The following is a 23,061-nucleotide window of genomic DNA, read 5'->3' on the forward strand; positions in this document are numbered from 1 at the left end:
CATGCCGCTCAACTCGGCGGCACCACAAGAAACCCGACGGAAGGTTCCGTAGGTAGGTCAGGTGGATTCGCGGTGCACGAGGGTCGCGTTGTCCGCAGCCCTCCGGCGTGGCAGCGGGTGGCCGTCCAGCTCGTACAGGGCGAGGTCGGCGAAGAGGCGGCCCAGGGCCGCTGTGCTGAAGCGGATGCTCGACAGGGCGGGGACGAACATGCCGGCGAGAGGGGTGTCGTCGTGGCCGATGACCGAGAGTTCGCCCGGGATCCGGATGCCCGCACGGACGGCGGCCCCCGCGACCGCGGCGGCGACCTCGTCGTTGAACGCGACGACGCCGGTGACGCCCGTGTCGCGCCACTCGCGTACGGCACGGTCGGCGGAACCGTCACGGTGGTCGGTGTTCCGCAGGCCGAGGGGCGGCAGACCGAGGGAGTGCGCGTGGGCCTGCGCCGCACGGTGGCGGGCCTCGGCCAGGAACGGCGGGCGGACGGCGTCCCAGGTGGCGTAGGCCAGGTTTCGACAGCCGCGGTCGTAGAGGTGCTGGACCTGTAGCCGCGGTCCGGCGCTGACCGCCAGGGAGATGTCTGCGGGCTCCCCCTGGGCCGGGTCCGGGAAGATCCTCGCGATACCGCAGTCGCGCATCGAGGCGACCTCGTCCGGCGTGAAGCGGTCGGGGCCGAAAACGAAGTCGGGGTGCAGCGCCTCCCACAGTGGCCGGACCCGTCCGCCGGACCGGCGGGTGTGGGTGACGAGGGAGTAGCCGGCGTCTTCGAGGACGAGAGCCGCCTCCTCCACGTAGTCGCGCAGGGTGTGTTCCATGGGCCAGTCCGGAAGGACGAGCAGGACGATCCGGCTGCGTCCGCCGGCCAGCGTCCGGGCGGCGCTGTTGGGCCGGTAGCCGAGGCGGACTGCCGCGTCCCGGACGCGCTCGCTCGTGGTCCGCGAAATGGTCTTGCCCGGCGTGTGATTGAGGACGAACCCGACGGTCGCACGGGACACCCCGGCTTCCCTGGCAACGTCCGTGGCAGTGGGGCGTCGGGGCATCGACGTGTCCGACACCGTCGCCGTCCCCCTTCCGCCGCACCAGGTCGTTCCGCAGGCGGTCCCTCCGAACCACCGCTTTCGCGCACACTCCAGGCGCCATGATGCCAGCCCGTCAGCTTGTGCGAGCGTAGCTCCCCGCTGATTCCTCTCACCCCTCCCGCACCGGCGCCGCCCTGCTCCAAGGTTTGGCTCCACCCAGAAGGTAGCGCGCGCTACCTCTGGTGCGTCAACATGTGCGTGGTGCGGAAATCCCGTGCTGTACGCAATCAGGACCGGGGGTTTCATGTCGTTTCGCTGGGGCATCGCGGGGACCGGCAGCATCGCGAACGGGTTCGCCGACGCCCTGACCCGGCTGCCGGACGCGCGGCTGGTGGCCGTCGCCTCGCGTAGCAGAGAGAAGGCCGAGGCGTTCGGCGAGAAGTTCGGTATCCCTGAGGCAGGCAGATACGGCTCCTACGAACAACTCGCCGCCGACGACGGTGTCGACCTCGTCTACGTGGCATCACCCAACTCCCACCACCACGAACACACCCTCTTGTTCCTCAACGGGGGTCGGGGGGTGCTCTGCGAGAAGCCGTTCGCGCTGGACGCCGGGCAGGCCGCCGAGATGGTGGCCACGGCCCGCGAGCGCGGGCTGTTCCTCATGGAGGCGATGTGGAGCCGCTTTCTGCCCGCCTACGTCAGGCTCCGCGAGCTGGTCGCCGACGGAGCCGTCGGTACCGTGCTGTCCGTCGAGGCCGACCTCGGATTCCCGTTCCCGTACGATCCCGCCCACCGGATGTCCGATCCCGCCCTCGGCGGCGGAGCCCTTCTCGACCTGGGCGTGTACCCGGTGTCACTGGCGAGCATGCTGCTCGGCGAGCCCGACCGGGTCGACGCGACCGGAAAGCTCGGCGTGACCGGGGTCGACGACCAGACCGCCGTCCTGTCCGGCTACGACAGCGGTGCGATGGCGATCGCCAAAGCCTCGATGCGCTCGCAACTCGCCTGCACCGGCCGGATCACCGGCACCGACGGCCACATCGAACTGCCCTTCCTGATGCACTGCCCGGACGAACTCGTCGTCCGGACGCGAGGCGTCACCGAGCACCTGAGCCTGCCCGCCGCCCGTGACGGGGACGCCGAGGTGACTGCCGGCGGGGGCCTGCACCACCAGGTCCGGCATGTGCACGAGCGGCTGCGGGCAGGCCAGTTGGAGAGCGACGTCATGCCCTTGGACGAGTCCGTGTCGGTGATGCGGACCCTCGACGCCGCACGAGCCGGGATCGGGCTGCGCTTCCCCGGCCGGTGAACCAGGACGCCGGTCGCGAACGGCCACCGTCGTTGGGGCCATGGACAGCAGGGCCGCAGTCGACGGCGGCGGTCGTTGCCCAACGTCACAGCTAACGCGCGTTGGGGTCAGCCGTTATCATGGTGCGACGCCATTGAGATCGGCGTCCCCTGTTGCGAGAGGGCCATGGACCGACCCGCCAAGCGTGCCACCAGCGCTGACGTCGCCCGCGTCGCAGGCGTTTCCCGGACCACCGTGAGCTTCGTCCTCAATGACAAGCCCGGCCAGACGATCCCGGAGGAGACCAGGCGCCGGGTCCTCGAAGCCGCCCGGAGCCTCGAATACCACCCGCACTCCTCCGCGCGGGCCCTCGCCGCCGGTCGCAGCGAGATCGTCCTGCTCTCGCTGCCGGCCATGCCGATCGGCGCGGGCATCAGCCGGTTCATCGAGGAACTCGCGACCGCGCTGGCGGAACACGGCCTGACACTGGTCACCCACCTGTCGGGAGCGCGGGGGCGACCGCTGCCGGAGGTGTGCGCGATCGTCAACGCCTCGGCGGTGGTCGGGTTCGAATCGTTCGACCCTGCCACCATCCGGGCGCTCTACAGCGCGGGCGCCCAGTTCGTGTTCCCGTTCCGGATGGACCACGCGCACGGGATGCGGCCGGTCGGCCGGCTGCAGGCCGAATACCTGATCGGCCGGGGACACCGGCGCCTCGGCTACGCGATGCCCGACAACCGCGGACTGCGCCCGATGGCCGAAGACCGCCTGCTCGGCGTGGCCGACGCCTGCGCCGCGGCCGGGATCGCCCCGCCCGTCGTGGCCAGTACGAACCTGGAGGTCGCCCCCGCGGCCCGGGCGGTGGCCGAGTGGACGGCGCGATCCGTCACCGGGGTGTGCGCCTTCAACGACGACACGGCGATCGCGGTTCTGGCGGGCATGCGCGAGCACGGCCTCGCCGCCCCCGCCGATCTCGCCGTCATCGGGGTCGACGACACCCCCACCGCCCGTCTGGCGGCCCCGCCGCTCACCACCGTCTCGTTCGCCTTGCACGAGGTGAGCCGGCGCCGGGCCGAAGTGATCGTGGAAGGACTGGCGGGCCGCGAAACCCAGTCGGCCTCCGAGACGATCAACCCGCTCCTCGTGGAGCGTTCCACCACCTGACCGGGCAGGGGCGGCTCCGTAAGTGTCTGGGCGCCCTCATGCCGAGCGTCCCTCGATCACGCCGTGATTCCTTCGTTGTTGCCAGGAGCTCTGGCCGATGGGCCCACCGCGGTGGCATCATGGTCACTAACGGGCGTTAGTTCGGGTTGGTGTGGCGCCGGACAGCGCTGAACCATGCCGGACCGCACCGCAGGCCCTTCAACTCGCCGGAGCCCGCCGCATACCGCGTCCCCACAGGAATCCGCTCCACGAGCGGGAGTCCTGACGGCCGTCCGCCGCTCGACGACATCAACGACAGGGACACGATGGTCAGTACTTTGTTTGACGACAGCCGACCTGCCCGCCCCGAGGCCCACCGGATCCTGGAAGCGTCCGTGGACGGAGCGAGCCGAAGGAGTCCGGTGTGCCCGTAGATCCTTTCTTCGGCGAGTACTACGGACGGCTGCGCGCTGCGATGGCAGGTGCCACCTCGGAGCAGGAAGCCCGAGTGGCGTTGGAGGACTTCGGCCGCCGTCAGAAGGTGTGGACGAGTCCGGATGTCGTGGTGGAGGACATCGACGTCCCCGGTCCGCACGGGCCCGTCCCGGTGCGCACCTACCGTCCTGCCCACGGCCGCCTCACCGCGGCGCTGCTGTGGGCGCACGGCGGCGGCTTCGTGGCGGGCGACCTGGACATGCCCGAAGCGCACATGGTCTGCGGAGAACTCGCTCTGCGTGCCGACGCGCTCGTCGTCTCGGTGGACTACCGGTTGGCGAACGAGTCCGTCCGCTATCCGCTCCCGCTCGACGACGTCCACGCGGTCTGGACCTGGTTGTCCACGGACGGCCTGCCCGAGGAAATCGGCCACGTGCCGATCGGGATCGGCGGCGCCAGCGCAGGGGCGGCACTCGCCCTCGCTACGGCGCTGCGCGGCCGGGACGGCGGCCGGCCCGCGGATGCGCTGCTGCTGGCCTACCCGTTCGTGCACTTCCCCGTCCCGGCGCTCGAGGCGTCGGCCGCCGCCGAACTGAGCACCCAGGACCCCATGGCACGCCTCGCCCCGCCCGTGATCGAGCACATGGTCCGCACTTTCGTCGGGCGGATCAGCGACCTGCCGGCCGAGGCGTTTCCGGGTGGGACGTTGCTGGACGGCCTGCCTCCCACGCACATCGTCCTGTCCGAGTACGACGATCTGCGTCCGTCCGGGGAACTTCTCAAACGCCAGTTGGACGAGTCCGGCGTGCCGGTGGCCACCCTTCTGGCCGACGGGATGCTCCATGGGCATCTGAACTTCGTCGCGGACCTGCCGCAGATCGATGAGTCGCTCGCCTTCTTCGCTACGGCGCTCGGCGAGGCGAAGGCGCTCCCGTCGGCTCAGTAGCCGACGGCATGTTCGCGTGCCGAGGTCGCGGAGAGCGGCCTCGGCACGCGCGTTTCACGTTTCAGGCGACACGTTCTCATCGGCGCCCCGCTCCGCTCGCGGGGTGAGTGCTCACGGAGCCCTGAGGCATCTGGCGGAATCGTGGTGATCCCGGGCCCTTCACGTCTTCTTGCTGTTCGGCTTCGTGGCCCCGCCGGTCAGAGGTGGCCGCGGCGGGCGATGTCGCCGAGCCGGGCCAGGCTCGGTTTGGGCTTGCGTTCGAAGGTCTCGCGGTCTACGGCGATGAGGCCGAACGTCGGCTTCCAGTGGCCCCATTCGAAGTTGTCCAGGGCGCTCCAGTGCAGGTAGCCGCGGATGTCGATGCCGTCGTCGACGGCCGCGAACAGGTGGCGCAGGGCCTCGGAGGTGTAGGCGATGCGCTGGTCGTCGTCGGCGGTGGCGATACCGTTCTCGGTGACCAGGATCGGGACGCCGCCGGTCACCTCCCAGGTGTGCCGTACCGCGATCCCGATCGCGTCGGGGCGGTAGGCGTTGCCGGTGAGGGTGTTGTCCGGGGCGTTCGGATGTGGGACGACGCCCTTCTCGTCGACGGTTTGACTTGAGTACGACTGGACTCCGATGAAGTCGTCGCCGCGGGCCGCCTCCAGATAGAGGTCTTCTTTGATGTACCGGACCTCGCGCAGCTTGGCCTCGTTGCCGGGGGTGGCGGTGAGGGCCTGGTTGGCGACCGTCCATCCGGCCTTGGCGTCCGTCTCGCGCTTGAGGATCTCGCGGGCGGCGTGGTGTGCCTCGGCCAGCCGTAGCCCGACTTCGGGGTCCGGGTCAGGCAGTACGGGGTACTCGGCGTCCGCGACGGTCGGAGTGACCATCTGCTTCCTGGCCGCGGCCGACCGTACCGGGTCGCTCATCCACACCATGAGGGCCAGCATGTTGGGCTCGTTGATGGTGCAGACCCACTCGACGCCGCCGAGGATGCTGGTCACGGACCGGACGTAGGTCTTGAAGCGTTCGATGCCCTTCGGGCCCAGCCAGCCTTCGTCCTCGGCGAACCAGCGGGGGCCGGTGAAGTGGTGCAGGGTGACGACCGGGGTGAGGCCGAACCCGACAGCAGTGTCGATCATGCGCCGGTAGTGGGCGAGTGCGGCGCGGGAGATCTGGCCCGGGTTCGGCTCGACACGGGCCCATTCGATGCCGAACCGGTAGCTGTTGAGTCCCGCGTCGGCGAGCAGCCGCATGTCTTCCGCGTAGCGGTGGTAGCTGTCGACGGCGTCGCCGCTGCGTTCCATACCGGGAGTACGCAGCTCACGTTGCCACCAGTCGCTGTTGATGTTGTTGCCCTCCACCTGGTGAGGGGCGGTCGCCGCTCCCCAGAGGAAGCCGGATACGAGTCGAGTCATCGTCGAGGTCCTTCCTGCTTGAGCCGGTGGGTCAGGACGCGTTGGCGCCGCAGGCGATGCCCGCTTCGACGGTGATCGTCGCGTCGCACCGGATGTCGTCACTGGCGAACCCGGCGAGCAGGGTGACGTCACCCGCTTCGATGCCGCGGCGGCCGTCGGGCAGTGTGTAGTGGAGCCGTTCGACCGGGGCTTCCAGGACGATCCGGCGGCTTTCGCCGGCGGCCAGGGCGATCCGCTGGAACTGGATCAGTTGCCGGACGGGGCGGACGACGGAGGCGGCCTCGTCACGCGCGTAGAGCTGCACGACCGTCTCGCCGTCGGCCGGGCCGGTGTTGGCCACGCGGACGCGGGCTCGTACCGTACCGCCGACCAGTTCCACAGCCGGGCCCTCCTGCCCGTCCAGGTCGAGGGCGAGAGAGAAGGACGTGTAGGACAGGCCGTGGCCGAACGCGTACAGCGGTCCCTGCTGGTCGAGGTCTCCGTAGCCGTGGCGGGTGCCGGTCGGGTGGCCGTATCCGCTGCCGTGGTGGTGGCCGTGGTAGAGGGGCAGTTGCCCGAGGTGCCGGGGGAAGGTGCTCGGCAGCTTGCCACTCGGGTTGGCCTCGCCGAAGAGCGCCGAGGCGATGGCCGGGCCGGCCTCCTCGCCCAGGAGCGGTGCGAGCAGGACGGCGTTGGAAGCCCGCGCCACCGGCTCAAGGAGCAGGGGACGGCCGGAGACGACGACGGTCACCAGCGGCTTTCCCGTCGCGGCGAGTAGTGCGAGGAGTTCCTCCTGGTCTCCGGGGAGTGCCGGTACGGCGGTCGACTGGCCCTCCCCGGCGGTGTTGGCACCCACCCATCCGGTGCGTTCGCCGACGACGGCGACGACCAGGTCGGCGCCCTCCACGGCCTGCTGTACGGCCGCCGCGTCCAGGGCTTCGCCGGCGTCGGCGGCGAACCGGCCCAGCGGCGCGAAGTGAACCGTCGGGTCGAGTCGGCGCAGCGCGTCGAGGACGGTGGGCGCGTCGGGGTGGATCTTCCGGGTCTGCTCCTCGAAGACGGGGTCGAGGCCAGGGATCCGGGTCTGGAAGATGTCGGTGAAGACGAAGGTCTCCGGATCCACGCCGGCGACCTTCCCTTCCCGGACTGCGCGCATCCCGATCGGCATCTCCCGGGCGGCGACGGAGGTGTAGGCCGCGAAGTGGATCCGCAGCTCGTCCGCCGCCGGACCGACCAGGACGATACGCCGCGCGCCGGGCGTCAGCGGCAGCACACCGTCGTTGGCGAGCAGCACCATGCCGCGCTCCGCGATCGACCGCCGGATCCCGGCAGCCTCCTCGGGGTCAGGGAGCGCAGTAGGGGGTACCGGGGTCGTGCGGGCGGGCGGGGGCGGGGTGAAGGCGGGGATGAGTCCGACGCGGGCCTTGGTCGTCAGGACTCTGGAGACCGCGGTGTCGACGACGCTCTCGTCGAGACGGCCACTCCTGACCTCGTCGGCGAGCGCCGAGAAGTTCACATTGCCGGGCAGTTCGACGTCCAGGCCCGCCGTGATCGCCTGCCGGGCGGCGTCCCCCTCGGTCACGGCGGTGCGGTAGGCGACCCTCAGCAGATTCACCGCGTCGTAGTCGCTGACGACCAGGCCGTCGAAGCCGAGCTGTCCGCGCAGGAGTTCGGTCAGCAGCCAGCGGCTGGCTGCGGCCGGGACGCCGTCGATCTCGTTGTACGAGTTCATGACGACCGCGAGCCCCGCCGCGGCGATGGCCCGGCGGAACGGCTCGGCGTACTCGTCGGAAAGCGCCCGCCGGCCCAGCTGGGTGATCGCGGTGTTGAGGCCGGCCTCCGAAGCGCCGTAGCCCAGGAAGTGCTTGCCGGTCGCCAGGACACCGTTCTCCTGGTCCGCGCCCTGCACGCCACGGACGAACGACACCGAGAACCGGGCCGCCAGCTCCGGGTCCTCCCCGTAGGTCTCGTGCACCCGGCCCCACCGGGGGTCGCGGTTGATGTCCATGACCGGCGAGAACAGCAGTTGGACGCCGGAGTGGCGCATGTGCGCCGATGTCACCCCGGCGGCCCGCTGGACCAGAGCGGGGTCCCAGGTCGCGGCCTGTGCCCAGGCGGTGGGGAACTGCGAGCCGGACACGTGCAGGAAGCCGCTGATGCCCTCGTTGTGGACCAGGGCGCCGATGCCGAACGGTGAGGTCTCCCGGACGGCGTCCTGGATGGCCGCCAGGTCCCGGCGCAGGCTCTCGGCGTCGTGCCCGAGGAACCACGCCATCGACAGGTGCCCCACCCCGTGCGGACGCAGCGCGGATACGAGACTCGGATCAGGGGTGGGGGCGGCCGCGGCGCCACCGGCTCGCCGGACGAAGAGCTCCGCTACGCCGAAACCGGTGAGCTGCGCGACCTTCTGTTCGAGCGTCAGCTTGGCGACGAGTTCCGAGATGGCTTCGGGCCCCCGGGAAAGGGTGGACATGGACATGAGGCTCTCCTACGTGAGGGGGACAGGTGGCTTCGACCGGGGTTCAGCGGCCCGTCGACGTTCGTCAGGGTGGAGGTGATACGGACGAGGGCACTGTCGGCCGTGATGACCCGCCCGGAGCTCTTGCGCTCGGTCAGGGCCAGACAGTGAAGCCCTCGTGCCGTACGGACCAGCCGCCGTCGTCGGGGAAGCCGGGGCAGTCGGCGTCGGCGCCTTCCCACCCGGCGGTCATCAGGGAAACGGCGGCGAGCAGGCCGCCGTTGGCCGGGAGGTAGACCGGCAGCACGCTGCCCATCTGCGGGCAGTGGCCCGTGGCCAGGTACCGGTTCTTCGGGGTGTCCATGAGCAGCGCGTCCACGGCCAGATCGGGGCGGCCGACCCGGGTCGCGGTCATCGCCATGGCGGGGAAGTCCCAGCCCCACGCGGAGTCCCACTCCCAGTGGTCGCGGACGTCCAGCAGGGTGGCTTCCATGGTGGCCGCGTCGATCAGCGGTGTCGCGGGCACCACACCCAGGGCGCACAGCATCGAGGGATGGTCGTCGCGGCGCAGATACGGTTCCGTCGCGATCGCCGTGTAGCGGCCCCCGTCCTGGTGCGGAGACGGCAGACCGTTCTGGACCTGCTGCCACTGCTCGTGCCGTTGGAGACCGAGGCGTTCGCGCCAGCGCTGGGCGATCTCCAGGCCCCACCACCAGTAGGCCAGTTCGAAGGTGGGGTCCTCGGTGGTCGCCGCGGTGTAGAACTCCTGGGCGGGCACCAGGGGTGCGGGCAGGTGGTAGCGGCCGTCCCGGTACTCCACGAAGGAGGCCATGAACAGCGCTGTCTCCTCGACCAGTTCCGCGTACCTGGATACGAGCTGGTCGCGCTCCGACGCGTCGCTGCCCCGGTGCAGCAGTTCCAGGAGGTGGAGCGGGTGCGGTTGCTGCCAGATCAGCAGGGCCCCGATGTCGCTGGGGCTCTCCCGGCCGTCCGGGCCGACGTGTTTGGGCCAGCGGGCCCCCTCGTAGTGCTGCCGCCGAGCGGTGGCGCGTGCGGTGTCGAGGATCGACAGGTACCAGTCCAGGCCGCGTTCGAGGAGTTCGGGCCGTCCCCAGGCGGGGAAGTGCGCGGCGTGCCACCAGTGCATCTCCAGATGGAACTTCCCCTGCCAGGAGTTGGTGACGAGTCCGCTCTCCTGGGGCGGCCGGGTGCCCGAGCAGTTCACCGCGGTCAGGTACTGCGACAGGACCACCCGGCGTTCCAGTTCCGCGGCCCGCGGATCGGTGCTGCCCGCGAAGTCGACGGCCGCGCCCGAGGTCCAGAAGGCGCGCCACCAGGCCGACGCGGCACGTGAGATCGTCTCGAAGCTGTCGCGTCCGAACTCCGGCCCCTCCTCGGGGCTGAAGCCCGCCACTATCTCCAACGTGCTTCCATGGTTGGTCAGTTCGTACGCATGTGGGTCGTCCATCGCGGCGAGGGTGCCCTGCGACCAGTCCAGGCGTACCGTGTACGCGCTGTCGTCGAGCACCCGGCGCAGGAGGCAGCCGCGTTCGTCGAGCCGCTCCGGTGTCGTGGTGTGCCGGTCGGCCGCCGACCAGTCGGAGGTGGTGAAGAAGCCGTCACTGGCGTAGGGGAACCTCACGGCGACCCCGGCCAGTCCACGGGCGAGCAGTTCGGACTCGATACGGAAGGCGACCCGCGCGTGGTGCGGATCGGCGACCGTCGTCACCCGTACCTCTGCCCCGGCGTATTCGAAGACGCTGGTGAGCACCCCCGACCACAGGTCCAGCCGCTGGCGCGGGTCGCGCAGCGCCGTCGGGTCGCTCTCCGGCTCCGCGTCCGGGCTTGCCCGCAGTACGAGACCGATGCGCCCCAGGTCGAGCCGGTGCGGATTGGTGTGGAGCCAGGTCCCGGCGCGGTACTCCTCGGGAACCTCACCGCCGAACATCGCGGCCATGTCGAACCTGTCCGGGTACTCGACCGGTCCACGCGCCGTCTCGTAGCGGGACATCGCGTCGGCGAGCACGAACCCGTCCGGGTTGGGCATCGAGTGCCAGCCCCAGGTCGACATCGTCGCGGTGTGCACGGCGAGCCGCCGCTCGGCGTGGGCGGCGGCCTGGTCGTGGAAGGCCGTGAACGTCTGCATGCCGGTGATGTCGGCGGTGAAGGCGAAGTCGCCGTTGCCGACGGTGAGGGCGCAGGACGCGTCGGCCTCCGTCAGCTCGACGGTGTGGCGGCGTACTACGGATTCACGGTCGATCGAGTTCATCATGGTCACCTCGGTCGGGTTCGTTTCAGGTGGGGCCATTGCCGCCGGGTGCTCCCTCACCGCTGTCGCGTCCCGGGCGGTATCGGAAGCTCCGTACCACCCGCGTACCGGCCAGGGGCTCGATGCCGATGACGCGGCCGGTGAAGCCTCCGGCGACCTCGGTCGAGAAGTAGCGCCCGTCGACCTGGGCCAGCCGCCGGAACCCTCCGTCGTCCAGGTGACCCAGCTCGATCAGGTCGGGTCCGGCCGCGTACGGGGACCCGGGCTTCGGTTCGACGGCGCGGACGCACAGCGTCACCGCGCTGTGTCCGGGGCGGGGAACGTCCGCGAGCACATGGTCCAGTCCGCCGATGACCACGCGGGCGACGAGCGAGGCGCCGCGCTTCTCCACGGCGGCCCAGTGCGTGTCGTCCAGGCGCAGCACCAGGCGTACGTCACCGCCGCCCACGACGGCGCTCGCCTCCCACTCCGCGTCCTTGGCGCGCACCCCCAGCAGATGCCGGGCGCCGGTCTCCCGCGGGGCCGCCGTGAGTGCCACACCGCCGCCCTGGGAAGGGGTGGCGAACCGCCTGGGGTGGATGCCGGGCGAGATCCAGCGCGGGTGCAGGGCCGGTGCGGTGAAGTCGTCCAGGAAGCCGCTGCCGGATTCCGGCACCTTGTGGTGCTCCTCGTCGAACACCGGCCAGCCGTCCTCCCAGCGGACGGCGGCGAGGAACGTCTCCCGTCCGTTGACATGGAACCCGGGACTGGTGCCACGAGGGCGCACGCCCAGATGGACCGCGGCCCACTCCCCGGAGGGGAGTTCGACAAAGTCCGCGTGACCGGTGTTCTGCACCGGGTGGCCCGAACTGCGGTGAGTGAGAACCGGGTTGGCAGGATTTCCCTCGAAGGGACCGGTGATGGACCGTGAACGTGCCACCGACACCGAATGCCCCCGCTCGGTGCCCCCCTCGGCGATGAGCAGATACCACCAGGAACCGCGACGGTAGAGATGGGGGGCTTCCGGGTGGGCCATGCCGGTTCCGCTCCACAGTGCCCTGGGTTCGGAGAGCAGCACACCGGTGCTCGGATCGATCGTCACCTGCCGGATCGGGCTCCCGGGCCGGCCCGACGCCCAGGTGAGATGGCAGGTGACGTCGAGATCCCAGGCGAGATCCGGATCGATACCCACCGCGCCGGTGGTACGCACCGGGGTGCTCCAGGGCCCGGCAGGGTCCTCGGCGCTCACGATGAGGTGCCCGCCGCGGACGTCCGCCATGTTCGTCGTGATCATCCAGAACCGTCCGCCGTGATGGCGCAGGGTCGGCGCGAAGATACCGCCGCTGCCCTGCCCCGAGGGCAGGACGAGCTGGTCCTCGCGGTCGAGCACGTTCCCGATCTGCTCCCAGCGCAGCAGGTCCCGGCTGTGGAAGACCGGCACACCGGGGAGGTACTCGAACGACGAGGTGACGAGGTAGAAGTCCTCGCCCACACGGCAGATGGAGGGGTCGGGATGGAATCCGGAGAGGATGGGGGTGTGGCTCATGACGTCACCTTCACTACCGGGGCGCGTTGTTGTCCTGCGGTCTACTTGACGGTGACATCGGCGGTGACATCGGCGGTGGCGGCGGCGACCGTGACGGTCACTTCGGCCGGTTCGCACCCCGGGGCGGCGGCTGTGAGGCGGATCTCGCCCGTCCCGGTCGGGCGGATGACGGCGAGGGCGCGGCCCTGATAGGTGTGGCGCTCCTTCGCGTCGAACCGTTCCTCGGTCGAGGGGTCCGCGCTGCCGAATCCGGCGAGGACGCCGTCCCCGGTGACTTCGACGCTCACCGGCCGGTCGGCGCCGGTGTGGAGGGTGCCGGCGGTGTCGGTCAGGGTGAGGGTGACGTACGCGAGATCGCCGTCCGCGGCCCCGATCACCGGCCGGTCGGCCTCGGCACGCAGCAGCGCCTGGCCCGTGGCGGAGCGCAGGGCCGCGCGACCGCTCTCGGCGCCGTCCCGGTAGGCGATCGCGAGGAGTTCGCCCGGCTCGTGGACGGTGTCGAATTCGGTACGGAAGCGGTGGTCCGCACCGACCGGCCGGCGCCCGAGGGAGCGGCCGTTGAGGAACAGCTCCACTTCGTCGGCGTCGCTGTAGACCTCGACGGCGATCGGTTCGTTCTCGAATCCGGGCCAGGTCCAACTGGAGACGGTGTCGCTCCACGCCCAGGGGGTCGAGGCGGCGGTCTGCCCGTAATACTGCGGACGCCGGACCGCCAGGTAGGGCTCGGCGCGCAGACCGAAGACGATCTCACGGTAGTAGGAGGCGGGGCGCCGGTGCCCGGTGATGTCGATGTCGCCGCAGCCCGCCAGCAGATACGGATACGGAGCGACGAAAGACGGCCGCGGGGAGTCGGGGGTGAGGTACTGGGGCCGGCCGATGCCGACCTCGCCCAGATAGTCCCAGCCGGTCCAGGTGAAGTCCCCGATGACATGGCCGTACCGCTCGACCAGCCGCCAGTTGCCGTCGATACGGGTCGGGAAGGTCTCCGTCCCCAGGATGATCCGGTTGGGGAAGAGGTCCTTGTCCAGGGCGTACCGGCTCTCGGCATAGTTCATGCCGGCGACGTCCAGCAGGGCGAACGACTCGGCGGTCCGCCGCGAGACCAGCTCGGAGGAGCTGACCGCGTTCATCATCTCCCCCGGATCGGCCATGAGGGTGTTGATGCCGGCGCCCTCGTCGGCCGTAGCAGCAGTCTGCTCACGAAGCGTGGCCAGGTCGGCCAGCACCGCCAGCATCCCGTTCACCGCGTTGGTGACATAGCGGGTGCCGTCCAGCGCGCGCACCTTCTCGGCGAGCGCGCGCCCCTGTGCGGCGCCGACGGCCGAGCCGGTCTCGGGGATCTCGTTGCCGATCGAATAGAGAACGACACTGGGGTGGTTGAAGTCCTTGGCGACCATCGACTCGATGTCGCGCTCCCACCACTCGGGGAAGCTCAGGCTGTAGTCGAACTCGCTCTTGCCCGAAGTCCACACGTCGAACGCCTCGTCCACGACCAGCACGCCGAGCCGGTCACAGGCGTCCAGCATCGCCCTGCTCATCGGATTGTGGGACATGCGGATCGCGTTGAACCCGGCGGCCTTGAGGATCTCGACACGGCGCTCCTCGGCGCGGGCGAACGTCGCCGCACCCAGGACCCCGTTGTCGTGATGGACGCACGCGCCACGCAACTTCACGGTCTCGCCGTTGATGCGCAGGCCGCGCCGCGGGTCGAGGCGCAGGGAGCGGATGCCGAAGCTCACGGTCTCTGTGTCCACCTCGCCGTCGCCGTCTCTCAGGGTCACGCCGACGGCGTACAGGTTGGGTGAGTCCGGGCCCCACAGGGCGGGGTCGTCGATGTAGAGGCGCTGACGGCAGAGCGCGGGCTCACCGGGCAGCACGGTGATCCGCGATACGTCGCTCGCGACCACCGTCCCGGCACCGTCACGGATCTCGGTGCGGACATCAACCGTCCGGATCGCGATCGAGTCGTTCTCGACCCTGGTCGCGACCTCGGCCACCGCCAGCTCCCGCTCGATGTCGGGAGTGGTGACCCGGACACCGTCGGGTGAGATCCGGACCGGACCGCCGACGAGCAGCCAGGTGTCCCGGTAGATCCCCGCCCCGGTGTACCAGCGGGAGTCACGGTGGCTCCGGGCCTCGACACGGATCTCGTTGTCCTCACCGAACCGCAGAAAACGATCCGCGTCGATGAGGAACTGCGCGTACCCGAAGGGGCGCTGACCCGCGTAGTCGCCATTGATATACACGGTGGCGTCACGGTAGACGCCCTCGAATTCCAGGACGATCCGTCGGCCCCGGTACTCCTCGGGCACCGAGAAGGTCTTGCGGTACTCGAAGGTCCCGCCGGGGAAATAGGCACCCGCACCGTTCTCCGAACCGACACCGCCGCCGGCCGCGACTCGCTCCTGCCCGAGCATCGCGTCATGGGGCACGGTCACCGGCTGGTACGGAACCGAGTGACCCCCCAACTCTGCGAAGGGATTGACCTTCGGCCTGAACTGCCAGCCGTCGTTGAAGGAAACGCGGATCAAAGGAACTTCCTCACTTCGAGAACCAGTGCTGCCAGAGTCGGCTCCGGCGAGAAGGAGCCAACCCTGGCATCGGGATCAAGCGGCCGCTTGGCCCGCTTCGACTTCGTCGAGCTTCTTGGCCTTCGGGATCAGCAGCACCAGCAGCGTCCCGGCCGCACAGCAGCCGGCCACCAGCCAGAACCCGGTGCTGAAGCCGGAGTCGCTGTAGAACTGCGTACCGTGCATCACCTTGCCGTCCTTGGCCATCACCACGAAGACGAGCTGGGAGATGACCACCTGCGCGGTGCCCTGCACCATGTTCTGCGCGCCGTTGCCCAATGCCTGTTCCTGTGGGGAGACCGCCGAGATGATCAGGATGGGGACGCTGGAGATCACCATGCCCATCCCGATCCCGCTGATCAGGCCCCAGGACACGATCTGACCGGCTGTGTAGTGGAACTCGGCCCCGATGCCGTACCCGATGGTGGTCAGGATCCCGCCGGCACCCAGCAGGAGCCGCGGGTCGACGCGGCGGGCCAGGATTCCGGTGCCGACGGCCGCCACGATGACCACGACGCTCACCGGAGCGGTGACCAGGGCGTTGTGCGTCGCCGACCAGCCCAGGCCGTCGGAGACGGTGGGGATCTTCGGCATGAGCGCGAGGAGCTGCATCACGATGCCCACGGAGTACAGAGCCCCTGCGGACACCCCGGTGGCGAGCAGGACCGTCCAGACCTGGCGCCGGGCCAGCAGCGACATCGGGAACAGCGGGTTGGCGACCCGGGTCTGGACGAACCCGAAGGCGGCCAGCGCCAGCAGGCCCCCGGCGAGGAAGGCGAGGAACTCACCGCTGGTCCAGCCCCACTCCGAGCCCTCTCCGACCCCGTAGGCGATCGCGGTGAGGCCACCGCCCAGCAGGATCGCGCCCAGCCAGTCCATCCTGACGCGCGCCTCGCGGACCGGGCTCTCGGGCAGGAAGGCCAACAGAATCACCAGGCTCAGGGCGGTGGCGGCGACCATGAACCACAGGGCGCCGCGGAAACCCCAGGTGTCGATGAGCCACCCCGACAGGAACGGGCCTCCCAGACCGACGATGCCGACGCTGCCCGCGAGCAGCGCGCTCGCCGGCCCCACGAGCGGGCGCGGGAACACATCACGGGCCGCCGCGTAGGCCACCGCCGCGGCCGTGCCGTAGACACCCGCGATGCCCCGCCCCACGAGCAGCATGTCGAAACTCGTCGCGGAGGCCGCGATGAGGTCACCGACCAGGCCGAACGTGGTGACGATGACGATGACACGCTTCTTGCCGTACATCCCGGCGGCCTTGACCACGAAGGGCAGCATGAACGTGCCGACCAGCGCGCCGATCAGGGTGAACCACGCGAGCTCGGTGGTACGGAAGTGGATCGCGATCTCGGCCTGCGCGTTGCCGCTCAGCAGGCCGACGATCGGATTCAGCGCGACCGTCAGGAGAAGGGCCATCAGCACGAGCGCGTGGCGCACGCCGAAGCGGGCCGGTTCTTCCGTGGGTTGTGGGGCGGTCTTCCTGTCGGGCATTGGCGGCGGCCTTTCCTGCGTGAAGCGGAGCGGGAGGAGTCCTTGCAGGTGCTGCGTGACCGGACGGTCGGAGGGTGCGTGCCCGAGTCGGTCGAGTTCCTCGACGCACCACTCGTGATGGCAGCCGAAGCGGGCATGTCACCGTCGGAGGGAATCGACGGAATCCAATGCGTGGCACTGATGCGCGTTAGTGATGCGCGTTAGTAAGCTAGATCCGCCGACGCGGCAGCGACAAGTCATGGATTCGTAACGTTCAGGTAACAAGCGACTTTGGTGCCGACCCACAGCGCCGCCGACGCGGGTAGTTCGGAATCGTCCGGGCCAAGGGGGCTGGTCATCTGAACCGGTATGGGCGCGTAGCCCGGTTTCCGGCTTTCGCGGCCTGTGGGTGCTCCTGACGGACCACCGCGTTCCCGCTCCACAGGAGGGAGCGGCGCAGGGGCCGGGATCACCGCCGGGTGACGGCACCAGGTTCAAGGAGAGCAGGCGGGCCGGGCTGGAGGCTCTTCACCAGTGGTGGAGGGGCCAGTGGTTCGGGCGTGCCGTGCGCGGGCGGACGGGGCGTGGACCGGTGACCCGCGAGGGGCTGGTCGTCAAACTGCTGCAGGCGGCACGCGCAGACCGGCACCGCATCCGGCAAGCCCAGGTGCTCCTGGACCTTCCCCTCGCGGTGGGGATGGTCGTCCCGGACGGAGACGGATTTCTGAGCTGGTACGAAGGCGCGTACTACCTGCCCAACAGGGGCAGAGCGACCAGCGAGCCGGTGCTTCACCGGCCGGAGCCGAAGCAGGGCAGGACGCCCTCTTCGAGAACAGGGCCCAGGACCAGTCCGGAACCGAGCACGAAACTCCGCCCCGGCAACAGGCCGCGGCCGGCCCTGACAACGAGAACACGGCGGAAGAGGAAAACGTGGCCAGCCCGCAGAAGGAGCAGGAGGAACCGGTCTTTGCGAAGGTGCCGCCGCCCCGCCGCGAACAACCAGCAGCCCCTCCGCCGGAGACCGGACACGGGAACGACGACCTGCTGACTCTGCTGCTGCCGCCGGTACCGCTGGCGGACCTGACCCGCCTGTCGGCGCAGGAGTACTGGAACTGCACAGCCGCCTGCGCGCCGCCACCTACGACACCACCCTGCGCGGAGTTCACCGCGCCCCACTGATCGCCGAGGGCCTGCCCGTCTTCACTCCCCAGCACTCAGGACTCCCGCCCCAGTCACCGCAGCGCTACGAAAAGGGCCCCTGCGCCCACGACCTCTACGTCGCCGAAGCCCGCGTATGTCTGCGCCGGATCACCGTCGACGGACAGACCCACTACACCCCGCCGCCGGTAGAGGAACTCGAGTACCGGGAAGGAAAGCGGACACGCTTCTACCACCGCGTCACGATCCCCCGCGCCGTCAGCACGCACACCGTTCGCATTCGTGTCGACGAAACCGAAGAAGACCGTCAGATCGATCCCACCACAGGCCGACGACGGTTCAACCGCACCGAACACCTGCGCCAAATTCCGCCCGATACTCCGGCCGGCTCGGCTCAAAGGATTCCGCCAGGACAGCGAATCCACACATTCGCGCTTTGATCAGTGTTATCCATACAAAAGGGGTCCCAGTCTACGGAGCCACGGCAGGTCTCCTCGTCTACATCGGGTTCGCCTGGCTGAACAACTCCGTCACCCGAGCGAGGACAGGCTTGATCACCACCCCCTGACTTCCAGCCCCTGCGCGGGCGGCGCACCGCCCCGGTGCACGACGAGTCCCCCGCAGGCACCCCCCTACGGATCGCACCCCACCCGCTACACTGTCTGCGGTGGCCGGGCTTTCAGCGGCCCACCATGACCCTGTCAGCAGCAAGCTCGAAGCCCAGCCTGATTAAGGCCAGGTTTTAGACACGCTTTTCGACAGATCCCCGCCTTCGTAGCTCAGGGGATAGAGCACCGCTCTCCTAAAGCGGGTGTCGCAGGTTCGAATCCTGCCGAGGGCACCAGCCAAAAGGCCCCGGACCGATCATGGTCCGGGGCCTTTGACATCCACCTCTGACATCAACGGCAGCGGTCAGGCACGACCGGGGCGCCTTCAACAGCCGGTCCATGTGGCTGATCGCCTCGCGCCGGGCGTCGTGCAGCCGGACGACCCGCAGGCCGGCCGACTCGGCAACGCGGGTGAAGGAGCGGTAGACGTTGCGCGGCTCGACGGCGTGGCCGGTCCGGGTGGCGAAGGACGTAGCCGCCCTCCTGCCGCACGGCCACGACAACGACAAGGCCGGCCGCGCCCTCGTCGACCTCAACGAGGTCCAAGTGCGCCTCCACCCTCAGCCCGCTCGGCCAGGAAGCGGGCCTCACACTCAAGGGGCGCTCGGCGTGCCCACCTACCGCCACAGACCTCGGGCCCCGCCCATCGGACGGGGCCCCTCGGCCATGCCGCCCTACGCGGAAGGCAGTCAGGCTCGGACGATCGGACCACAGATGCCCAGAGTTGAGTTGCAGGGCTGAAGCCAGACAACCGTGTTGGTGGCCGTGCCGACCTTCCGGTTCCCGCAACCGGCTGCGGAGCCGTTGCTGTCGCTGACGCTGCCCGTAGCCCCGTTCGCCAGCTCGTAGTCGACCCGGTAGCCGTACCCGTCGGCCACGCCATCACAGGCAGAGACCCACTGGTGGCCACCGGTGGTGCCGCCCCAACCACACGACTGAAGCCGACTCGTCCCGCACGCGTTGGGACCCGAAACAGTCCCGTCGTGCGCTGACGCCGACGTCGCTCCCGCTACGGCCAGGATCAGAGCCCCCGTCGCACTCCCGGCGGCCATGACGAACTTCTTCATACGGTCTCCTCACTGTCCGACCGCGACAGCAGCCCAAGCGCCCTGTCGCCGACCACGGCCAGCGTGTCGAACGAGCCTTGGGGAAACCTCGGATAAACCTTGGCCGGCCGACGAAGGCGGCACGGGTCGGACACGCATCGGCCGTCTGCTGTGTCACCGCGGGTTGCTCAGGGCGCCCGCCATCAGCCGGTGGAGGACCTCGGCCAGCAGATCGGTGCCGGCGCAGATCTCCCGGTCCTGGGTGAACTCGCCCTCGTTGTGGGAGACGCCCTCGGCGCTGGGTACGAAGAGCATGATCGCGGGTGCGACGTCCTTCATGTTCACCGAGTCATGACCCGCGATGGTCATGACGGTCCGGTGGCTGAGCCCCAGTTCGTCGGCTGCCCGGGCAGCGAGTTCGACCCCGGGCGCCGGGAACGGCGCCACGCCCCACCCGTGTGTCTGGACCTGCTCGATCGTGACGGACGCGCGTTCCTCGATACCGGGGATCGACTCGGCCAGCTTCTCGGCCGCTGCGTCGAGAAGGGCTTCGTCGGGCGACCGCAGGTCGACGTGCATGCGTACCTCGCGCGCCACCACCACCGGGGAGTTGGGCAGGATGGTCATCTCGCTCACCGAGGTGTGCAGCGGCGTGTCCGTGCTCCGTTCGGCCAGTTCGCGCACGGCCACGACCAGGAGCGAGGCGCCGAGCAGGGCGTCGCGGCGATCCGCCATGATCGTCGATCCTGTGTGTGACTGCTCGCCGCGGACCACCACCTGGTACTTGCGGGCCGCCCAGGTCGAGTCCACCAGGCCGATCGTGGTCCCCGCGTTCTCCAGGTCGCGGCCCTGCTCGATGTGGATCTCGGCGTACGAGGCCACCTCGGGTCCGGTGTGGTCACCGATCGTCCCGATCGCGCGCAGCGCGGTCTCCACCGTGATGCCCGCCGGATCGGTCGTCGCGAGTGCGGTCTCGGCCGGGAGCTTCCCCGCGAAGACCGCGCTGCCCATCATGCTCGGCTTGAACCGGGAGCCTTCCTCGTTGAACCAGTTGACGACGGCCACGTTGCAGCGCGGTGTCTCGTCCGAGGCGTTCCACCGCTGGACGGCCCGGTGCGCGGCGTGGGCCGAGGCGAGTACGCCGTAGGCGCCGTCGTAGCGACCGCCGAGCGGCTGGCTGTCCAGGTGCGAGCCGCTGAGAACGTACGGCGCGCCCGGGGCGACGGTGAAGAGGCCGAACTGGTTGCCCACACCGTCGTAGTGGACCTCGAAACCGCGGTCGGTGAGCCACCGGTGCAGCCAGGCACGCTGCTCGCCGTCTGCGGCGGTGGCCGCCTGCCGGTCGACGCCTCCGCCGGGCGTCGCTCCGAACGCCGAGAGGGTCGCGAAGTCCTCCAGAAAGGCGGTGTCGTGCGCGTGCTTGTCCGAAGACGTACGGGAGTTGCTCATGGTCATGGCCCTTCGGGGTGTGCGGGTGCGGGTGCGGGTGCCGACAGGTCCGACGGGCTTCAGGACCGGTGGTCGGGGGCGATGCGGTCGGCGAGCCTCCGCAGCGCGGCCCAGGCCAGGTCCCAGTTGTCGCTGTTGTCGTGGTCGTCGGCGCCGGACGGATGCTCGTTGTTGAGTTGGCGGGCCGTGTGCTCGGCGATCTCGTGCGACGGAAGGATCAGGTCCTGTCCGGCGGACTGGGCCGCGATCTGGATCTCGCAGGCGCGCTCCAGGTAGAACATCCGCAGGAAGGCACGGCTCGCGCTCTCTCCCACCGTGAGCAGGCCGTGGTTGCGCAGGATCATCGCGTCCTTGTCGCCGAGATCGGCGACGAGGCGGGCCTTCTCGTCGTCGTTGAGGGCGACGCCCTCGTAGTCGTGGTAGGCGGTCCGGCCGTAGAACTCCATCGACATCTGGTTGACGGGGAGCAGGCCGCCCTTCTGTGCCGCCACCGCGCAGCCGAACCGCGAGTGCGTGTGCAACACGCTGTGGGCGTCCGGCCGGGCTTGGTGAATGGCGCTGTGGATCACGAAGCCGGCGGGGTTGACCCGGTGCTCACCCGGCGAGGCCGGTTCGCCGTCGAGGCCGACGACGACCAGACCGGACGCGGTGATCTCCTCGAAGAGGAGGCCGTACGGGTTGATGAGGAACCTCGGTTCGTCTCCGGGGAGCCGCAGGGAGATGTGGCTGAAGATGAGGTCCGTCATCTTGAAGTGGGCGACGAGGCGGTACACCGCTGCGAGCTCGACCCGCAGGTTCCACTCGGTCTCGTCGGGCGAGGCGGCGGCCGGACTCGGCGCGCCGCGCCTGGTGGGAGTGGCCGTGGTCATGACTGACTCCTCCTGAGCGGTGGGTGGGCGGATGCGTACGCCTCAGTGCTTGAGGCCGGTCTCGGCGACGCTGTACCGCGGGGCCAGCAGGCCACCGGCGAGAGCGATGCATCCGATCAGCGTGAGGATGACCGCGCTGGGCCACAGGGTGTCGCCGGTCCTGGTCAGGATGGCCGTCGCGATCAGCGGGACGCAGCCGCTGAGGAGGCCGGCGAAGTTGGCGGAGACGGCGACGCCGCTGTAGCGCACCTGTGCCGGGAAGAGGCTGGTGAGGACCGCTCCGGCGACGGCGTAGGGGTAGGAGACAGCGGCGACGCCGATGGTGATGGCCACGACGACGATGACCGGGTTCGCCGTCCCGATCCCCCAGAAGACGGGGAAGGCGAGGGCCATGGTGGCCAGCGCACCGCCGATCACGACGCGGCTGGAGCCGTAGCGCTGTCCGAGGCGCCCGCCCGAGACGATGACCGGTATCTCGACGACAGCCGCGATGACGGTGGCGAGCAGGAGCAGGGAGGAGCTGAGGCCCAGAACTCGCTGGCCGTAACTGATGACGAAGGTGGTGACGAGGTAGAAGCCGCCGGCTCCGACGAACATCACCGCGGCGCCGATGAGCAACTGCCGCCAGTCACGGCGGAAGACCTGCCGCAGGGGCGCCTCCGCGACCGTCTCCTCCTTCTGGAGGGCCTTGAAAGCGGGGGACTCCTCCAGTTGCCGGCGGATCACGACCGAGACGGCGAGCATGGGCAGGGCCAGCAGGAAGGGCACACGCCATCCCCACGCGTCGAAGTTCTCCTTGGTGAGCAGGACCGAGCAGAGGAAGAACGCGCCCGAGGAGAGGATCGTGCCGACGGGCGAGCCGAGCTGGGGGACGCTGGCGTAGACGGCACGGGAGGAGGCGGGGGCGTTCTCCGCGGCGATGGTGACCGCCCCGCCCCACTCACCGCCGACGCAGAGCCCTTGCAGGACGCGCAGGACGGCGAGTACGACGGGGGCGGCCAGGCCGATGGAGGCGTACGTGGGAAGCAGGCCGATGAGTACGGTGGCCACCCCGATGCCGATGATCGTCGTCATCAGCACGGTCTTGCGGCCGACACGGTCACCGAGCCAACCGAAGAGCAGCGCGCCCAGCGGGCGGGCCACGAAACCGACGGCGAGGGTGGCGAACGACGCCATGGTCGCGGTGAGAGCGTTGTCCGAGACGAAGTACTGCACGTTGAACACGACCGCCGCGGCCGTCGTGAACAGGAAGAAGTCGTACCACTCCATGGCGGTGCCGACGAATGCCGCAACGGCCACGCGACGCGCGACAGCGCGGTCCGCGGCCGTGGTATCCGTCGGCTCGGAGGCGGAAACGGCGGCTGTTGATGAGTCGCTCACGGTGAACTCCGGGGGAAGGCGGGCCGAACGTCGGGGATGACATCC

The 23,061-nt window shown here is 69.8% G+C and carries 15 protein-coding genes and 1 tRNA gene; 5 read left to right on the forward strand and 11 right to left on the reverse strand.

The genetic code is table 11. From position 1 onward, the window contains the following. Nucleotides 1-57: 57 nt before the first annotated feature. Nucleotides 58-1,359: a LacI family DNA-binding transcriptional regulator gene (locus ACIO3P_RS20940; protein WP_401852921.1), complete on the reverse strand. Its 1,302-nt coding sequence runs from the start codon at nucleotides 1,357-1,359 to the stop codon at nucleotides 58-60. Here ACIO3P_RS20940 and ACIO3P_RS20945 point away from each other — a divergent pair. The 3 genes from ACIO3P_RS20945 (at nucleotide 1,322) to ACIO3P_RS20955 (ending at nucleotide 4,832) form a co-directional block, all read left to right on the forward strand. Next, nucleotides 1,322-2,329: a Gfo/Idh/MocA family oxidoreductase gene (locus tag ACIO3P_RS20945; RefSeq protein WP_329825081.1), complete on the forward strand. Its 1,008-nt coding sequence runs from the start codon at nucleotides 1,322-1,324 to the stop codon at nucleotides 2,327-2,329. The genes ACIO3P_RS20940 and ACIO3P_RS20945 overlap by 38 nt on opposite strands. Before the next feature lie 165 nt (nucleotides 2,330-2,494). Then, entirely contained in the window at nucleotides 2,495-3,472 is a 978-nt protein-coding gene (locus tag ACIO3P_RS20950; protein WP_401852923.1) for a LacI family DNA-binding transcriptional regulator, read from the forward strand. A 403-nt stretch (nucleotides 3,473-3,875) separates the two neighbouring features. Further along, nucleotides 3,876-4,832: an alpha/beta hydrolase fold domain-containing protein gene (locus tag ACIO3P_RS20955; protein WP_401852925.1), complete on the forward strand. Its 957-nt coding sequence runs from the start codon at nucleotides 3,876-3,878 to the stop codon at nucleotides 4,830-4,832. Between the two features lie 197 nt (nucleotides 4,833-5,029). Here the strand turns inward: ACIO3P_RS20955 and ACIO3P_RS20960 are convergent, their stop codons facing one another. The 6 genes from ACIO3P_RS20960 to ACIO3P_RS20985 form a co-directional block, all read right to left on the reverse strand. After that, nucleotides 5,030-6,229, reverse strand: a complete 1,200-nt coding sequence (locus ACIO3P_RS20960) for a family 1 glycosylhydrolase (RefSeq protein ID WP_401852928.1) — start codon at nucleotides 6,227-6,229, stop codon at nucleotides 5,030-5,032. Between the two features lie 31 nt (nucleotides 6,230-6,260). Then, the gene (locus ACIO3P_RS20965; RefSeq protein WP_401852931.1) at nucleotides 6,261-8,681 is read right to left on the reverse strand and encodes a glycoside hydrolase family 3 N-terminal domain-containing protein; all 2,421 of its coding nucleotides are present in this window, start codon (nucleotides 8,679-8,681) and stop codon (nucleotides 6,261-6,263) included. A 139-nt stretch (nucleotides 8,682-8,820) separates the two neighbouring features. Continuing rightward, nucleotides 8,821-10,974 carry a hypothetical protein gene (locus ACIO3P_RS20970; protein ID WP_401852933.1) on the reverse strand — a complete coding sequence of 718 codons (2,154 nt, stop codon included), beginning with the start codon at nucleotides 10,972-10,974 and terminating at the stop codon, nucleotides 8,821-8,823. Beyond that, nucleotides 10,961-12,460 (reverse strand): family 43 glycosylhydrolase, encoded by a 1,500-nt coding sequence (locus ACIO3P_RS20975; RefSeq protein WP_401852934.1) that lies wholly within the window; start codon nucleotides 12,458-12,460, stop codon nucleotides 10,961-10,963. Before ACIO3P_RS20975 ends, ACIO3P_RS20970 begins: the two co-directional genes overlap by 14 nt. 41 nt (nucleotides 12,461-12,501) lie before the next feature. After that, a complete protein-coding gene (locus tag ACIO3P_RS20980) occupies nucleotides 12,502-14,991 on the reverse strand; it encodes a glycoside hydrolase family 2 TIM barrel-domain containing protein (protein ID WP_401852936.1) in 2,490 nt (829 codons plus the stop codon). A 75-nt stretch (nucleotides 14,992-15,066) separates the two neighbouring features. Beyond that, nucleotides 15,067-16,527 carry an MFS transporter gene (locus tag ACIO3P_RS20985; protein ID WP_329825074.1) on the reverse strand — a complete coding sequence of 487 codons (1,461 nt, stop codon included), beginning with the start codon at nucleotides 16,525-16,527 and terminating at the stop codon, nucleotides 15,067-15,069. A 909-nt stretch (nucleotides 16,528-17,436) separates the two neighbouring features. On the opposite strand from ACIO3P_RS20985, the gene ACIO3P_RS20990 reads away from it, so the two are divergent. Beyond that, nucleotides 17,437-17,685 (forward strand): hypothetical protein, encoded by a 249-nt coding sequence (locus tag ACIO3P_RS20990; RefSeq protein ID WP_401852937.1) that lies wholly within the window; start codon nucleotides 17,437-17,439, stop codon nucleotides 17,683-17,685. Nucleotides 17,686-17,738: 53 nt separating this feature from the next. On the opposite strand, the gene ACIO3P_RS20995 is transcribed toward ACIO3P_RS20990, so the two are convergent. After that, entirely contained in the window at nucleotides 17,739-18,029 is a 291-nt protein-coding gene (locus ACIO3P_RS20995; RefSeq protein WP_401852938.1) for a hypothetical protein, read from the reverse strand. A 403-nt stretch (nucleotides 18,030-18,432) separates the two neighbouring features. Here ACIO3P_RS20995 and ACIO3P_RS21000 point away from each other — a divergent pair. Beyond that, a tRNA-Arg gene (locus ACIO3P_RS21000) sits at nucleotides 18,433-18,508 on the forward strand. A gap of 984 nt (nucleotides 18,509-19,492) precedes the next feature. Here the strand turns inward: ACIO3P_RS21000 and ACIO3P_RS21005 are convergent. From ACIO3P_RS21005 to ACIO3P_RS21015, 3 genes are read right to left on the reverse strand one after another with little or no spacing between them, the layout of a single operon-like run. Beyond that, a complete protein-coding gene (locus ACIO3P_RS21005) occupies nucleotides 19,493-20,767 on the reverse strand; it encodes a M20 family metallo-hydrolase (RefSeq protein ID WP_401852939.1) in 1,275 nt (424 codons plus the stop codon). 59 nt (nucleotides 20,768-20,826) lie between these two features. Then, on the reverse strand, nucleotides 20,827-21,636 hold the full coding sequence (locus ACIO3P_RS21010; RefSeq protein ID WP_329825071.1) for a class II aldolase/adducin family protein: 810 nt from the start codon (nucleotides 21,634-21,636) through the stop codon (nucleotides 20,827-20,829). A 42-nt stretch (nucleotides 21,637-21,678) separates the two neighbouring features. After that, nucleotides 21,679-22,935, reverse strand: a complete 1,257-nt coding sequence (locus tag ACIO3P_RS21015; RefSeq protein ID WP_329825070.1) for an MFS transporter — start codon at nucleotides 22,933-22,935, stop codon at nucleotides 21,679-21,681. Nucleotides 22,936-23,061 lie beyond the last annotated feature (126 nt).

Origin of the sequence: Streptomyces sp. NPDC087310 (assembly GCF_044744405.1) — a bacterium.
Classification (GTDB): Bacteria; Actinomycetota; Actinomycetes; order Streptomycetales; family Streptomycetaceae; genus Streptomyces.